The 13,341-nt window shown below is 67.9% G+C and carries 15 protein-coding genes; 8 read left to right on the top strand and 7 right to left on the bottom strand.

The genetic code is table 11. From position 1 onward, the window contains the following. Positions 1-5 precede the first annotated feature (5 nt). Entirely contained in the window at positions 6-1,040 is a 1,035-nt protein-coding gene (locus GO592_RS02270) for an ABC transporter permease (protein WP_007297655.1), read from the bottom strand. Between the two features lie 96 nt (positions 1,041-1,136). Between GO592_RS02270 and GO592_RS02265 the strand changes: the two genes are divergently transcribed. Together GO592_RS02265 and GO592_RS02260 are read left to right on the top strand one after the other, a co-directional pair. Then, positions 1,137-1,724, top strand: a complete 588-nt coding sequence (locus GO592_RS02265) for a TetR/AcrR family transcriptional regulator (protein ID WP_007297654.1) — start codon at positions 1,137-1,139, stop codon at positions 1,722-1,724. A gap of 93 nt (positions 1,725-1,817) precedes the next feature. Beyond that, on the top strand, positions 1,818-2,126 hold the full coding sequence (locus GO592_RS02260) for a hypothetical protein (RefSeq protein WP_007297653.1): 309 nt from the start codon (positions 1,818-1,820) through the stop codon (positions 2,124-2,126). A gap of 6 nt (positions 2,127-2,132) precedes the next feature. Here GO592_RS02260 and GO592_RS02255 read toward each other — a convergent pair whose 3' ends face one another. Beyond that, positions 2,133-3,545 carry an FUSC family protein gene (locus GO592_RS02255; RefSeq protein WP_039951323.1) on the bottom strand — a complete coding sequence of 471 codons (1,413 nt, stop codon included), beginning with the start codon at positions 3,543-3,545 and terminating at the stop codon, positions 2,133-2,135. Positions 3,546-3,611: 66 nt separating this feature from the next. On the opposite strand from GO592_RS02255, the gene GO592_RS02250 reads away from it, so the two are divergent. Beyond that, positions 3,612-4,136, top strand: coding sequence for a MarR family winged helix-turn-helix transcriptional regulator (locus GO592_RS02250; protein WP_007297651.1), 525 nt, complete (start codon positions 3,612-3,614; stop codon positions 4,134-4,136). 6 nt (positions 4,137-4,142) lie between these two features. Here the strand turns inward: GO592_RS02250 and GO592_RS02245 are convergent, their stop codons facing one another. Next, positions 4,143-5,198, bottom strand: coding sequence for an SDR family oxidoreductase (locus GO592_RS02245; RefSeq protein ID WP_420228098.1), 1,056 nt, complete (start codon positions 5,196-5,198; stop codon positions 4,143-4,145). A gap of 90 nt (positions 5,199-5,288) precedes the next feature. On the opposite strand from GO592_RS02245, the gene GO592_RS02240 reads away from it, so the two are divergent. Then, a complete protein-coding gene (locus tag GO592_RS02240) occupies positions 5,289-5,606 on the top strand; it encodes an ArsR/SmtB family transcription factor (RefSeq protein ID WP_005251263.1) in 318 nt (105 codons plus the stop codon). A gap of 5 nt (positions 5,607-5,611) precedes the next feature. Here the strand turns inward: GO592_RS02240 and GO592_RS02235 are convergent, their stop codons facing one another. Beyond that, positions 5,612-6,085, bottom strand: a complete 474-nt coding sequence (locus GO592_RS02235; protein ID WP_007297649.1) for a hypothetical protein — start codon at positions 6,083-6,085, stop codon at positions 5,612-5,614. Positions 6,086-6,269: 184 nt separating this feature from the next. Then, positions 6,270-7,085, bottom strand: coding sequence for a DUF72 domain-containing protein (locus GO592_RS02230; protein ID WP_007297648.1), 816 nt, complete (start codon positions 7,083-7,085; stop codon positions 6,270-6,272). Between the two features lie 83 nt (positions 7,086-7,168). On the opposite strand from GO592_RS02230, the gene GO592_RS02225 reads away from it, so the two are divergent. The 4 genes from GO592_RS02225 (at position 7,169) to GO592_RS02210 (ending at position 10,435) form a co-directional block, all read left to right on the top strand. Further along, complete coding sequence (locus GO592_RS02225) at positions 7,169-7,489, top strand: GYD domain-containing protein (protein WP_007297647.1); 321 nt, start codon at positions 7,169-7,171, stop codon at positions 7,487-7,489. Between the two features lie 76 nt (positions 7,490-7,565). Beyond that, positions 7,566-8,000: a hypothetical protein gene (locus GO592_RS02220; RefSeq protein ID WP_007297646.1), complete on the top strand. Its 435-nt coding sequence runs from the start codon at positions 7,566-7,568 to the stop codon at positions 7,998-8,000. A 56-nt stretch (positions 8,001-8,056) separates the two neighbouring features. Next, positions 8,057-8,911 (top strand): LLM class F420-dependent oxidoreductase, encoded by an 855-nt coding sequence (locus tag GO592_RS02215; protein WP_007297645.1) that lies wholly within the window; start codon positions 8,057-8,059, stop codon positions 8,909-8,911. Between the two features lie 117 nt (positions 8,912-9,028). Next, positions 9,029-10,435: an ABC1 kinase family protein gene (locus GO592_RS02210; protein ID WP_039951319.1), complete on the top strand. Its 1,407-nt coding sequence runs from the start codon at positions 9,029-9,031 to the stop codon at positions 10,433-10,435. 21 nt (positions 10,436-10,456) lie between these two features. Here the strand turns inward: GO592_RS02210 and GO592_RS02205 are convergent, their stop codons facing one another. After that, positions 10,457-12,025 carry a TerD family protein gene (locus GO592_RS02205; protein WP_007297643.1) on the bottom strand — a complete coding sequence of 523 codons (1,569 nt, stop codon included), beginning with the start codon at positions 12,023-12,025 and terminating at the stop codon, positions 10,457-10,459. Positions 12,026-12,033: 8 nt separating this feature from the next. Then, positions 12,034-13,281: a TerD family protein gene (locus tag GO592_RS02200; protein WP_007297642.1), complete on the bottom strand. Its 1,248-nt coding sequence runs from the start codon at positions 13,279-13,281 to the stop codon at positions 12,034-12,036. Positions 13,282-13,341 lie beyond the last annotated feature (60 nt).

The raw sequence follows: 13,341 nt of genomic DNA, 5'->3' as shown, positions 1-13,341 counted from the left end.
CAGCCTCAGGCGACGGCCGGTTCTTCCCCGGCGCGCCGCTCACGCAGTCCGGATACCAGGCACAGGCCGAGCCCGAACAGAATCCAGCAGGTCAGCACGAGCACTGCCGCACCGGCTCCGTGTCCGTCGAAGAACGCCGTCGACCGCACCATGGTTCCCGCCGCTCCGGGTGGCAGCAGCTGACCGAATGCGCCCCACCCCGACGGCAGCCACGCCGCGGACGTCGCCAGGCCGGACAGCGGATTGGCGAAGAAGATCATCGTCACCGCGCCGAGCGCGAACCCCGCTGTGCCCAGCACCGATTCGAGCCCGAGAACGGTCAGCGAGATGGCGGCGATGCCGAGCACGACGGCGCCGGTGGTCGTCCAGTAGTTGCCGTCGACGCTTCCGAGACCGAACTGCAGGATTGCCGTCAGCACCACCCCGGCGCTCACGGCGAACAGCACCGCCCCGGCCACCCGCCGACCGACACTGCGCGGAAACAGCCGCACGAGCGCGAGCGCGGGGATCATGCCGCCGAAGACCAGGGGAAGCGCCAAGGCGCCGAGACCGACGCCGGCGGGGTCGTCGGCCGTCAGCGGAACGACGTCCTCGACCGGAACGGTGTGTCCCGCAGTCTTGCTCATGCCCGCCGCGATACCGTTCATCGTCTGCGCGATGGGTCCCCCGCCGGCGCCCGCGGACAGGACCTTCATGCCGTCCCGTGTCGCGACGATTCCGCCGACCACCTCCCGGTGTTCGATCGCCGTCCGGACCGCACCGGCGTCGTGAAAGCGCTCGGTGACGAACGCGCCGGGGTGCCCCGCGGCGAGCGCGGAGTCGATCCGGGTGACGGCCGCGTCGGGTCCGGCGACGCCCAGCCGGAGGTCGTGCGGGCCGCTGTTGACGGCGGGCAATGCGAACGCCAGCAGCATCAGCGCGATCACCGCGGTGAGTCCCAGCACGACAGCGGCCAGTTTCGCAGGATCGGACGGGCCGTGCGCCGACCGCCCGATCGGCTCCGTGCGCGGCGCGAGTGTCCCGGTATCCGAAGTGCTCATCGGACTCCCCTTCAAACTAAGTGGAGGAAATTTCTCCGTTACTTGTGGAGAATATTCCTCCGGTTATGCTGGGTTGTCAACGGAAGAGGTGGAATCGTGCGGGCAGACGCGCTGGAACGACGCAACACGCTGATCAAGGCTGCCCGCGCGGTGTTCGCCGATCGCGGGCACGACGCACCCCTCGACGCCATCGCCGCGAAGGCCGGCGTCGGAATCGCCACTCTCTACCGGAACTTCCCGAGCCGGGACGAACTCGCCCACGCCGTCGCCCGGACGACGCTCGCCGAAGTCCGCGAACTCGCCGTCCGAGGACTGGACGAATGCACGGACGACCCGGAGGGGGCGTGGCGACGGTTCGTCGACGCAGTGGTCGAACTGCGCATGGGAGCACTGGTTCCCGCGCTGGTCAACAGCCTCGACGAGCTACCATCCGACGTCCGCGAGTCGAGGGAGCACACGACGTCGACGGTCACCGGCTTCATTCGCCGGCTCCAGGACGTCGGACTGGTCCGCGAGGACGTCGTGCCGCTCGAGATCATCATGGGGATCGCCATGCTCACCCGGCCCCACGTGCTGATGTTCGACCGCACGACAGCAAATCTCATTCCGCGGCTGATCACGGTGTTCCTCGCCGGGTTGCGCCCGGACGGGGCTCCGCTGCCGCCACCGATCCTCCCGAAGTAGACTGTGACGCATATGCAGCCAGGGGGGCCTCGAGAACATCCATGGAATCACCCGCGTGCGGGTGACGATCAGCCGCCGCTGAACGGCTGGGACGTGGCCGTGTCGGCGGCCACACTCGTCGTCGCGGTCGCCGTCGCCAGCATCTCCGCGGTCGCGGGACTGTTCTGGCTGCTGTTCCTGGACTACTGCCCGCCCGAGACGTGCAGCGCCGAGAACGCGTGGATCGCGGTGTGCGTGGCGCTCGCGGTCGCCGCACTCGCGACCGTGATCGGCGGCCTGGTCACGATCGCACGCATCGCGCGGCGCACGATCGCGTGGCCGGTGGCGTGCGGAACCCTGATCCTCTGCGCGGGCGCGTGCGCCATCGGATTCGCCGGTTACGTCTCCGCGACGGGGATCTGAGCCGACTCAGTTCACGTGGTGGTGGTCGGTCCGGCTGATCGCGACCGCCGAGACGATCACCCCGACCACCACACCGATGAGCGTGTCGACGATGCGGCTCACCGCGATGTCCGGGGCGACCGCCGAGCCGAGGCCCGTGAGCAGCAGAGCCATGGGTGTGATGGCGACGGACGCGAACGCGTAGTTCTTGATGACCACCAGTTCGGTCACGGTCTGCAGCACCACGATGACCACGACGGTCTGCCAGTACCCCATCGCTGCGGCGATCAGCCCGGCGGCGAGGACGGCGCCTCCCACGTTTCCGACGAGGCGTTGAATTCCCCGCTGCACGGTCTGACTGAAGTTGAAACCCTGCATCGCGGCCATCGCACCCATCGACGCCCACAGCGGGTGCTCCAATCCCATTGCCACACAGATCCATCCGGCCAGCGCGGCCGCAGCGGCGATACGGGCCGCGTTGACGATCCCCTCTCGCGACTGCAACGCCTGGAGACCGTCCGCGAAGAAGCCGCCTGGCTTCGGGAGTACCGCGATCTCGGCTCCGAACGCCGAAAGGTCGCTGCGGCGCTTCACCTTACGCAATTCGGACTCGTGATCGACGAGCGCGCGCAGGGTGTCGCGGTCACGTTCGTGCGCCCACTGATCGACGACCGTGTCCGCTTCGGCGAGAAGCGCGAACAATTGGTGGGAGTGCCCGTCCCGGCCCCGCCCGCTGTGTGCGATCACGTCACGCGCGTTGTCGATGGCCTTGCGTGCGGCCGCAATCGCGGAGTCGTCGTGTGCATGCTCCAGTTCCGCGGTCGCGGCGAGTGCCCGCGCCACCGCCAGCCGGGCGGGACCGAGGGGAACGAACAGGCAGGGCGTCATGGCGGCGAGCCAGCCCACGACGACACCGATCGCCACGGCCACGACGGCCGGTCCGAGATCGGAGAGCCGGGTCGCGTGCCCGACCGCCGCGGTCGCCGCGAAGACCAAGATGACCGGTCCGGGACCGGCGATGCGGAACGCCGCCAGCAGCCACGCGGCGACCCCCGACGCCACGGACATGACCGCTATCTGCAGCCAGAGTGACAGCCCCGCTGCACCGAGGAGCGCTCCCCCGGCGACGAAGGCGATGAGCGCGACACCGACGAGACCTGCCTTGCGGGCGAGCCGCGGGTACGGCTCGTATCGGCCGAACGCGGCGGTCAGCGCACCGAGTGCCGCGAAACCCGCGAGATTGCCGTGCCCGAGCAGGCCACCGATGACCAGTACCAGGGCCGTCGCCGCACCCACCCGCAGTGCAGGAGCGATGGTGGCATCGGCGTTCCGGACCTCGAACGCACGACGCCACGTCGACGGCGCCACCGAATAGGCCAAAGCCCCACGGGAGTGATGGAGCCGGCTGAGGTCGGGTGCGTATCGAGGGGAAGCCTGCATGACCTCAGCGTACCGTATACTTCACTAGTAAAATAGTTCTGAATTAATGTGAAGTTGGTCGCTACGATGGATTTCATGAGCACTGCCCCACGTCCGGATGAGGATTTCACCGATCGCGTTCGACGCGAATGGGCCGAGACCCATCCCGAAGTGGACACGTCACCGATCGAAGTGATGGGTCGCATCACCCGGATCGGATCCCAGGCCCTGCAGCAACTCGACCGCGCCCTGGACGCGAGCGGGGTCTCGCGCGCCGAGTTCGACGTCCTGTGTGTACTCGCCCGCAGCGATCGGCCACTGCGAGCCAGCGAGGTCACCGCCGTGACGATGCTCAGCGGCGCATCCACCACCAAACACGTCGACCGCCTGGCCCGGCTGGGACTCGTGGAACGGCTACCGTTCGAACGCGACGGGCGCGTCGTACTGCTCCACCTGACCGAGTCCGGGCGGCAACTCGTCGACACCGAGTTCCCGCAGCGTGTCGAACGGGACCGGCAATTCCTCGCCGGACTCGACGAGGACGAATGCGCCGTCCTGGCCGGGCTGCTCCGGCGGATCGCCGCCAACGTCGAATCCGGGATTCGCCGGTAGTCCCCCTCAGGGAATGATCTTCCGGGCTCGAAGGTCGCGGAAGATGTCGAGGAACATCCGCTCGGTCTCGACGTGACGGTGGAAACCCAGCCGGCGCGCCTTGGAACCGTCGGCGATGACGTCGTAGTCCCAGCCGAAGACGAAATCGCCGAACGCCCACGACGAGACGTCCGAGTACGGCGTGGGCTCCAGTCCGTGTTTCGCGACGAGGTCGTTCCATACCGGCTCCTTGTCGGCCATGACGACCTCCATCGACATCGGCAGCGGTGGTGCGACATCCAGCTCGAAGAAATTCGCGATCTTCGGCAGCATCTCGTCCCAGCGGAACAGATCCCCGTTGTTGATGTTGAACGCCTGATTCGCGCACTCGGGGGTGGTCGCGGCCCAGACGGTCGCCTCCGCCAGCAGTCCGGCGTCGGTCATCTCGATCAGACTCGTGTACGCGCCGGGCTTACCCGGAAACCGCAGTGGCACGCCGAGTTCCTTCGACATCGTCGCGTAGACGGCAATCACCAGCGCGAGATTCATCGGATTGCCGAGAGCGAATCCGCACACGACCGAGGGGCGGATCGCGGACCACGTCCAGCTCTTGCCGCGCTGACGGTCTTCGAGGAACTGCTGCTGATCCACGTTGAACTCGGGCGGCATGTGCGGCGGGTCGCTCTCGCGTGCCGGCGTCTTGAACGGCCCGAGGTGCGCGCCGTAGACCTTGTAGCCCTGCATCAAACTGATGTGCTCGAGCCTGGCAGCCACAGGTTCGAGCGCGTTCACCGTGTTGACCAGCATCGCGACGTTGGGCGCGACGAGCTCCGCCCACGACGGACGGTCCTGGTAGGCGGCGTAGAAGATGTGGGTCACGTCGCGCAGTCCACCCAGCTTCTCGGCGGCGTCGCGCTCGTCGAGCAGATCGACCGCGATGTGCCGCACCCGGTCGGTGTCGGATCCGCCGCGTCGCGACAGTCCGATGACCTCCCACTCCCCGGTCGCCTCGAGGTGGTCGATCAGATTGCCGCCGATCACCCCGCGCGCACCGACGACCGCTGCCACTCTGCGTTTCTCCATCACTCACCCCTATCGGTATATCGCGAAGTTGCGATATACCGATACAAGCACACATATCGAAAAATCGCGATATAGCGGTACGATGAGTTTGTGAGTGAGCTTCCGGACGCGACCGACCTGGCCCTGGTCTTCAAAGCGCTGTCGAACCCGACCCGCGTGCGCATCCTGCAGTGGCTGAAGGACCCCGACAGCTTTCCCCCGCAACTCGAACCCGCCGACGAGGTGGGCGTGTGCCTGAAGCACATTCAGGCGAGGGCCGAGGTCTCCCAGTCGACGGCCTCGCAGTACATGGCCGCGCTACAGAGCGCCGGACTGGTCACCAGCCATCGGATCGGCCAGTGGACCCACTACCGCCGCAACGAGGACCGGATCGCCCGGCTGGCCGATCACATCCGCACCGAACTCTGAACGAATCAGGGCATCTCGACGGTTTCGGCGCGCGCGATCTCGTCGAGCGCCCGGCGGACGTAACCGTCGGCGGAAACCTCCGCCGCACTCAGCAGATCGGCGATGACCAGGATCGCGGCCTCCACGGCACGCTCCGGTCTGCGCGGGTTCTCCTCGACATCGGCCACGCCGAGTGCACCGGTCAGCACGGTCACCAGCGAATCGACATCGACGACCGGAAACCAGAGTGCCGCCGCCCGCGCGCAGCGGGTGAGAACGTCCTGCACGTCCTCGCCCGTCAGACCGTCCGGGTGCAGCGTCTCGAGCAATTCCCGGACCACCCCCGCCAGCACCGCACCGACCTGCTCCGCGGGCAGGGCCGCCAGTTCCTCCGTCGCCTCGGTCAGCGCCGCCGAATCCGACGCACGCGCCGCGACGATGGCGGCGTCGAGCGCTTCGGCGATGTCACGCGCGACAGCAGGCCAGTGAGTGGGCCACATCCGGTAGATCCTCTTCTCGTCTTCGTCGAACCGAGGCTCACTGTGCCATGGGACACCGACAAAACGGCGCACTGTGCCATGGGACACCGACAAAACGGCGCACTGTGCCATGGGACACCGACAAACGGCGCACTGTGCCACGGGACACCGACAAACGGCGCACTGTGCCACGGGACACCGACAGTCAACGCAGCCGCTCGATCAGCCGCAGCGCGTCGAACGGCGCGTACCCCTTCATGTCGTTGTCGAAGTACGCGAAGCAGTCGAGGCCCTCCCCGAGCCACCGCTCGAGCTTGCGGGCCCACTCGTCCAGCGCCTCGTCCGTGTAGCCGCTGGCATAGAGCTCCTTGTCGCCGTGCAACCGGGCGTAGACGAAATCGCTCGTCGCAGCCTCGACGTACGGGTACCGGCCTGCCGTGTCGGCGACGACGAACGCGACGTCGTGCGCGCGGAGCAACTTCCTCGCCTCCTCCGTATCGAAACTGGGGTGCCGGACCTCGAGGGCGTGGCGGACGGGCCGATCGGCGTCCGTCTCCGTCCACGCCCTGTCGTCGGTGAGCTTGTCGTCGTGTCGAGACGCGAGCGCCGCGGCATCGGTGGTCGTCCTCGGCAGCTGGTCGAAGAATGCTGCGAGACTCGTCGAATCGAACGCGAGTGTCGGGGGCAGTTGCCACAGCAGCGGTCCGAGCTTGGGGCCTAACGCGAGCACCCCGGATGCGAAGAAGTTCGCCAGCGCCGACTCCGCGCCGACCAGCCTCTTCATGTGCGTGATGTAGCGACCGCCCTTGACGGCGAACACGAAACCTTCCGGTGTTTCGTCACGCCACTTCGCGTAACTCGTCGGTCGCTGCAACGAATAGAAGGACCCGTTGATCTCGATCGACGTCAATCGCCCCGCGGCGTAGGCCAACTCCTTGCGATGGGCCAGGCCGTCCGGGTAGAAGTCACCGCGCCAACCGGGATACGTCCAGCCGGAGATACCTACGCGGGCCTCAGCCATCTCACGACCCTAGCGCCGGAACCTATTGCATGTGGCCCGTCCCGGGAGAACCATGAGAGGACCCCACAATCGAGGAGGCACTGATGCCGAGATATCTCTGGCAGGTCACGTACTCACCCGAAGGCGCGAAGGGACTACTCGCCGAAGGCGGCACCGTACGACGCGACGCGATCACCCAGATGGTCGAAAGCGTCGGGGGCACAGTCGAATCCTGCTACTTCGCATTGGGTGGCCGGGATCTGTTCGTGATCGGTGTCGTGCCGGACGACGTCGCGGCCGCCGCGCTCGGCATCCGCACCACCGCCTCCGGTGCGGCGCGGTCCGAATCGGTGGCGCTGCTCACGCCGGAGCAGGTGGACGACGCGGTCCGCCGGGACGCCGAGTACCGGGCGCCCGGCAGCTGATCGACTACCCCTGCGGTAGCGAATATCGTTCTGCAGGATGATGTGCGGCGGCGGAGTCGGTCGATAGCGTCGAGCCATGTCAACTGACCAGGCCAACTCGACATCGGTGAACCCGTTTACCACCGAGTCCGCTCGCCGTGCCCTGTTCGCGCTGAGGGCGTTTCCCGCCGGCCTCGTCTCGCTCGGCGCCGCGATGACCGGACGGCACCGCTGGGCCGGGCGGTGGCAACTCGCTGCCGCCGACTCGCGCGCGTCGGAGCGGATCGACGTGCGTTCGCCGTCGTGGCCGAGCGTTTTCGCCCACTCGGTGCTGTCGCTGCTGATCGGGATGGTGGCCTGGTTTTTCGCGTTCCTCAGCGGGATCGCCACGTTCCGGGGCCTGTTCTACGGGCTGATCACCGACGGTTCCTACGAGTACAGCTGGGGTGGTCCGGCGTGGGCCGTTCCCGTCGCGCTCGTGCTCGCCGCCGCGGGCGCGCTCCTGTTCCGCTCCTGGCTGCACCAGGCCTGAGACCACGTACTCGAGAACACCGGAATGAATGACAACGACGGAAGGTTGCACGCCACATGACGGAGACCACAGCACAAACCCCGCAGCTCGGACAGTTCGGCGTCTGGCGTCACGCCGGCGGATTGGCGCCCGAGGTGGGTGCGGCGATCGAATCAGCAGGCTACGGCGCGATCTGGATCGGCGGCTCCCCGCCTGCCGACCTCGAGATCGCCGAACGCCTGCTCGACGCGACGTCCACGATCACCGTCGCGACCGGAATCGTGAATATCTGGACCGCGCCCGCCGACGAGATCGCGACCTCGTTCCACCGGCTCGAAGCCCGTCATCCGGGGCGCTTCCTCCTCGGCATCGGTGTCGGCCATCCCGAACAGCCCGGGCTGAACTACAGCAAGCCGTACGCCGCGCTCGTGGAGTATCTCGACGCCCTCGATGCTGCCGGTGTCCCAGCGGGACGACGCGTCCTCGCCGCACTCGGTCCGAAGGTTCTGGAATTGTCCGCAGCCCGCGCCGCCGGCGCCCATCCGTACCTGACCACTCCGCAGCACACCCGTGAAGCGCGTGAGCTGCTGGGCCCGGGTCCGGTGATCGCGCCGGAGCAGAAGGTCGTGCTGGACACCGATCCGGAACGCGCCCGCCCCATCGGACGTTCGGCCGTCGAGAATCCGTACCTGCACCTGCGCAATTACGTCAACAATCTGAAACGGCTCGGGTACACCGACGAGCAGATCGCGAACGGCGGCAGCGACGACCTGATCGACGCGCTCGTCGCCCACGGCGACACGCAGTACGTCGCCGGCCGCCTCCGGGAACACCTGGACGCGGGCGCCGATCACGTGGCCATCCAGGTACTCCCCGCCGGCGACGATCCGGTGCCTGCCCTGCGGGAACTCGCAGGCGCGCTGGGACTCTGAGTTCTGCTAACGAAATGGTGTGATGGCGGGTACCGCATACTGAAAGGGGTTCGCCGAAACGGTCGGGGTATGGTCCCCTTCTGAACGGCAGGCAGCACTGAACGCAAGGTAGGAACTGTGCAAGAGCCAACGGCACGTCCGGTCGGCCCGTACGCTTCGGGGCCGCCACCTGCAGCCCTGACCGTGCACTCCGCGAGCCTCGATCATTTCCGCGCCGCAGAGCTGTGGCGGGCGCTGGTCATCGGCGTGGTCGTCGTCGCCTTCACCTTGTCAGCGCTGGTCACCTGGCCTGTCCGACGTCGCGGCCGCACCCTTGCGGACGCGGCGTCGGAGGGCCTGGTCAACGGTTTCGAGGTGCTGGGCCCGACGTTCGTCAAGGTCGGGCAGCTGATGGCGTCGTCTTCCGGCGTGTTCCCCGCCCCGTTGGCCAACGCCTGTCTGCGATGTCTCGACGACGTGCCGCCGGTGCCCGCCCAGGAGGCCCGCAGGGTGATCGAAGCCGATCTGGGGCATCCCGTCGACGCACTGTTCGCGTCGTTCGACAACGTCCCCCTCGCAGCCGCCTCCGTCGCGCAGGTGCACGGCTGCGTTCTCCCCGACGGCAGGGAAGCCGTCATCAAGGTGCAACGCCCCGACATCTTCCGCCGCATGGTGGTGGACCTGCGCACCGCGTACTGGGGCGCGCGGATCCTCGAGAAACTGTTCGAGTTCTTCCGCATCGCCAACGCCACCGCCATCATCCGCGACCTCCACGCCGCCACGATGACCGAACTCAACAGTGCGGTCGAGGCCGACCGCCAGGCCCGGTTCCGGACGAACATCGGGGCGTTCGGCGACAACAAGGGCGTCACCACCCCTGAGGTGTACTGGGACTACTGCGGTCCGCACGTCATCTGTATGGAACGCATGTACGGCCTGCCGCTCGACCGGTTCCCCGACCTCGTCCACATGGACACCCGGATGCTGATCCGCCGCGGCGTCAAGGTGTGGATCGAGTCCGTCATCCTGCACGGCCCGTTCCACGGCGACGTGCACGCCGGGAACCTGTGGGTCCTCGACGACGGACGCATCGCGATGCTCGACTTCGGCATCGTCGGTGAGCTCCCCGAGTCGTGGCGGCAGATCCTGCGCGACATGTTCTACGCGACTCTGATCGACGGCGACTTCTCCCGGATGGCCCGCGGAATCCGGAGCCTCGGCTATGCGACCGACAACGACGCCACCGACGACGAGATCGGACTCCAGGTGGCCGCCGCGCTCGCACCCCTGCTGGGCCGGGACCTCGGCGAGCTGCGGCTCAGCGAACTCATCATGGCGCTGATCGGCATCGGCAAGAAATGGGGCGTCGCCAGCCCCGAGGAACTTGTCCTGTTCGGAAAACAACTCGGCTACTTCGAGCGCTACGCCACGGAACTCGCCCCCGGCTGGGTGATCGGGCAGGACCTGTTCCTGTTCCGCAACGTCTTTCCGGACGCCGTCGCCACGAAGGCTCTCGAACTCGGGGTCGAACTGCCCGACGAGTGACGCTAGCTCGCGGCGAGGGTGTTATTGCCCGGTCAGTGAATCCAGCACCGAGGCCCGGTGGAGGGGGTGGTCCGGGAGCCGGTCGGGTGTCAGGAGCCAGTCGTTGCCCGTCCACGGGTCGGAGACGGTGAGGACCCCGGACGTCGGAACCTGCTGCGCGATGCGTTCGAGCACCGCGACGCCCGGATCCGAATCGGCGGAGGCGCTGTCGCCGACGATGATCAGCGACGTCCCGAGTGCGGGACCGTGATCGGCGAGGTGCACGATCCGGGCGGCGTCCTCGGCGCCGTACCCGTGGGGGAAGTCGCCCAGGATCACCAGGCGCGGCTCCGGCCGGCCGTCGCGGATTCCGCTGCGGGCCGCCATTTCTGCGAGGTCGACGCTCTCGGACAGCGCGGTGAGGCGGGCGGTGATGTCGGAAGCCGACGACACGACGGGCGAAGCCAGCAGAGCACCGAGGGGTTCGGTGAACGTGCGCAGCGAGCCGCTGAGGTCGACCACCTCCAACCGCTGTGCCACCGCAGGTGATGCGACCAGCATGCGCGCCGCCAGCGCCGCGACCACCGGTGCGGCCTCGGCCGGATCGCCGACGATCCAGAGCGGACGCCCCAACGGGTAATGAACGCAGAACGGCACCCGCAGCTCACCGAGGTCGGGTGCGGTCAACTCACCGAGCCTCAGCCCGTCCGTCACGGCGCTGCCGGTGACCGGGCTGGTCCACGCGGCGGACTCGAAGGTGGCCAGCGACCGCGGCAGCAGAGGATCGATGGCGCGGAGTTCGTCGGCCAATTGCGAAGTCTCGCCGTCGAATTTGCGCTGCGCCTCGGCGACGAGGGCATCACACCGCTCCTGCGCCCTGGCCTGCGATTGCACGACCGCCGGACTGTTGCGTGTGGACGGGTCGGCCACCGACTCGGACAGTTCGTCGTCCAGCCGGGCCTGCGCGTAGTCGCGGGAGGATCGGAACGAGGCCGCGGACCGGGCGGCGTCCTCGAAGATCATCCACGCCCTCTCGAACGAGTGGGCCGGGTCGAGCGGGATGCCCGCAGGACCGGGCATCGCCGGAACCTCCTCGGCCACAGCGTGCGCGGGTTCGTCCACCTCGACGCCGTGCCGGGTGACGAGTTCGGCGAGGCCGCCGTCGTATCCCTGCCCGACGGCCCGCACCTTCCACTCGGTGCCGCGCCGGTAGACCTCGAGGCAGATCGCGGCCGCCTCGGAACCGACCAGCGGGACGTCGAAAACGACCAGGGGAAGACCATTTTCGTCGGCGAGCGTGGCCGACAGCCCCTCGCGGGCCAGCGTCGCCGGACCGTTCGGGGACGCCGGATCGACACTGACCACGCAGAGCACGGCCACCGCAGCGGCGTCCACCTCGTCCAGCTGCAGCCGGACCGTTCCGTCCGCGTCGAGTTCCACCCCGGCGGCGCGGCGCTGGTTGTAGAACACGAAATGGTCCGAGGACAGCACGCGGAGATCGCCGTCCACGATCAGCGCGGAGACGTCGATCGGCGTCGCATCGACCGCGCGGAAACGCAGTTCGCGCGACGGCAGCGGAGCGTTCTGCCCCGGAACGAGGTGGACTGTCACCGCCGCCCCTAGACGCCGAGGAAGCGGGCGAGTTGAGGCGCGGCCTCCCCGGCATGCTTGGCCTGAATGCCCTCACCGATGGCCTGCAGCTTCCACTCGCCGCCCACCCGGTACACCTTGGCCATCACCATTCCCGTGAACGGCATCCCGCCCTGCAGCGTGAACCGGGCGAGTTCGGCCGACGACGTGGTGTCCACCAGGCGGCAGAAGGCGTTCTTCACCTGCTCGAACGTGTGCCCGCGGTACGACGTCACGATGAACACGATGGTCGAGATGTGCGGCGGAATGCGGGTGAGATCGACGAGGATCACCTCGTCGTCGCCGGCGCCCTCACCGGTGAGGTTGTCGCCCTGATGCCGGATCGACCCGTCCTTCGACGTCAGCTGCCCGTAATAGGCGACATCAACCATGTTGTTGTCCGCGAACAGGACCGCCGACGCGTCGAGGTCGACGTTGGCGGAACGGTTCCCGAACATGCCGCGCTTCTCGATCGGATCCCAGCCGAGCCCCATCTGGATGTACGTCAGTGCGACGCCACCGTCCTTGCGGAGCGTCACCTTCTGGCCCTTCGAGAGGCTGACCGGTCGCGACTTGGTGAGACTGACCTCGGCCGGAGCGGACGGGGCGGCGGGTGCGGGGGGTGCAGCGGGAGCCGGGGTCGCAACCGGTGCGACCGGCGGCGGGTAGGCGGCTTGCGGTGTCGGTGCGGGAGCGGGCGGCTGCTGGACGGGAGCGGCGGCGGGTGCGGGAGCGTCGTCGACGGACACGCCGTGATCGGTGACGAGTGCGGCGAACCCGCCGGCGTAGCCCTGCCCGACGGCCCGCACCTTCCAGGCGCCCTGGCGTCGGTACAGCTCGAGCGCGATGACGATCGACTCTGAGTTCAGTCCCTCGATCTTGTACTCGTACAGCGAGTTTCCGGTGCCGTCCGAGACCCGGGCGGTCGGCGGCGCCGAGCGGCCGAAGTTACTGGTGGCGTCGTCGAGGGTGATGACCGCGCGCACCTGGGCGATGTCGGCAGGCACCGCGCCGAGAGACACCTTCAGCGAGGCCGCCTGTCCGGTGGCTCCGGGGACGAGTTGCACGCCGGGACCGGCCGGCTGGTTGAAGAAGACGAAGTCGGCGTCCGAGCGGACCTTCCCCGAGTCCGTGACGAGCAGCGCGGACAGGTCGGCGGCGGCCGTCAGTTCAAGGGAGACGATGACGTCGTCGACGCTCAGCGGGCCGTTCTGACCCTTGGCTAGAGGAGTGGACACTGCGGTGGTTCCTTCACTGTGGGAGCGTCGGGTTTGTCCCGTTTGGTCTGTTTGCCTACA

The sequence above is a fragment of the Rhodococcus sp. 21391 genome, from assembly GCF_016772255.1.
Classification (GTDB): Bacteria; Actinomycetota; Actinomycetes; order Mycobacteriales; family Mycobacteriaceae; genus Rhodococcus_F; species Rhodococcus_F opacus.
This window is presented reverse-complemented; position numbering and strand designations above follow the sequence as displayed.

Bases quoted from the DNA above. Each gene is read 5' to 3' on its own strand.
- GO592_RS02270 (WP_007297655.1), bottom strand. From the start codon at position 1,040: ATGAGCACTTCGGATACCGGGACACTCGCGCCGCGCACGGAGCCGATC.
- GO592_RS02255 (WP_039951323.1), bottom strand. From the start codon at position 3,545: ATGCAGGCTTCCCCTCGATACGCACCCGACCTCAGCCGGCTCCATCAC.
- GO592_RS02250 (WP_007297651.1), top strand. From the start codon at position 3,612: ATGGATTTCATGAGCACTGCCCCACGTCCGGATGAGGATTTCACCGAT.
- GO592_RS02245 (WP_420228098.1), bottom strand. From the start codon at position 5,198: ATGGAGAAACGCAGAGTGGCAGCGGTCGTCGGTGCGCGCGGGGTGATC.
- GO592_RS02235 (WP_007297649.1), bottom strand. From the start codon at position 6,085: ATGTGGCCCACTCACTGGCCTGCTGTCGCGCGTGACATCGCCGAAGCG.
- GO592_RS02230 (WP_007297648.1), bottom strand. From the start codon at position 7,085: ATGGCTGAGGCCCGCGTAGGTATCTCCGGCTGGACGTATCCCGGTTGG.
- GO592_RS02225 (WP_007297647.1), top strand. From the start codon at position 7,169: ATGCCGAGATATCTCTGGCAGGTCACGTACTCACCCGAAGGCGCGAAG.
- GO592_RS02220 (WP_007297646.1), top strand. From the start codon at position 7,566: ATGTCAACTGACCAGGCCAACTCGACATCGGTGAACCCGTTTACCACC.
- GO592_RS02215 (WP_007297645.1), top strand. From the start codon at position 8,057: ATGACGGAGACCACAGCACAAACCCCGCAGCTCGGACAGTTCGGCGTC.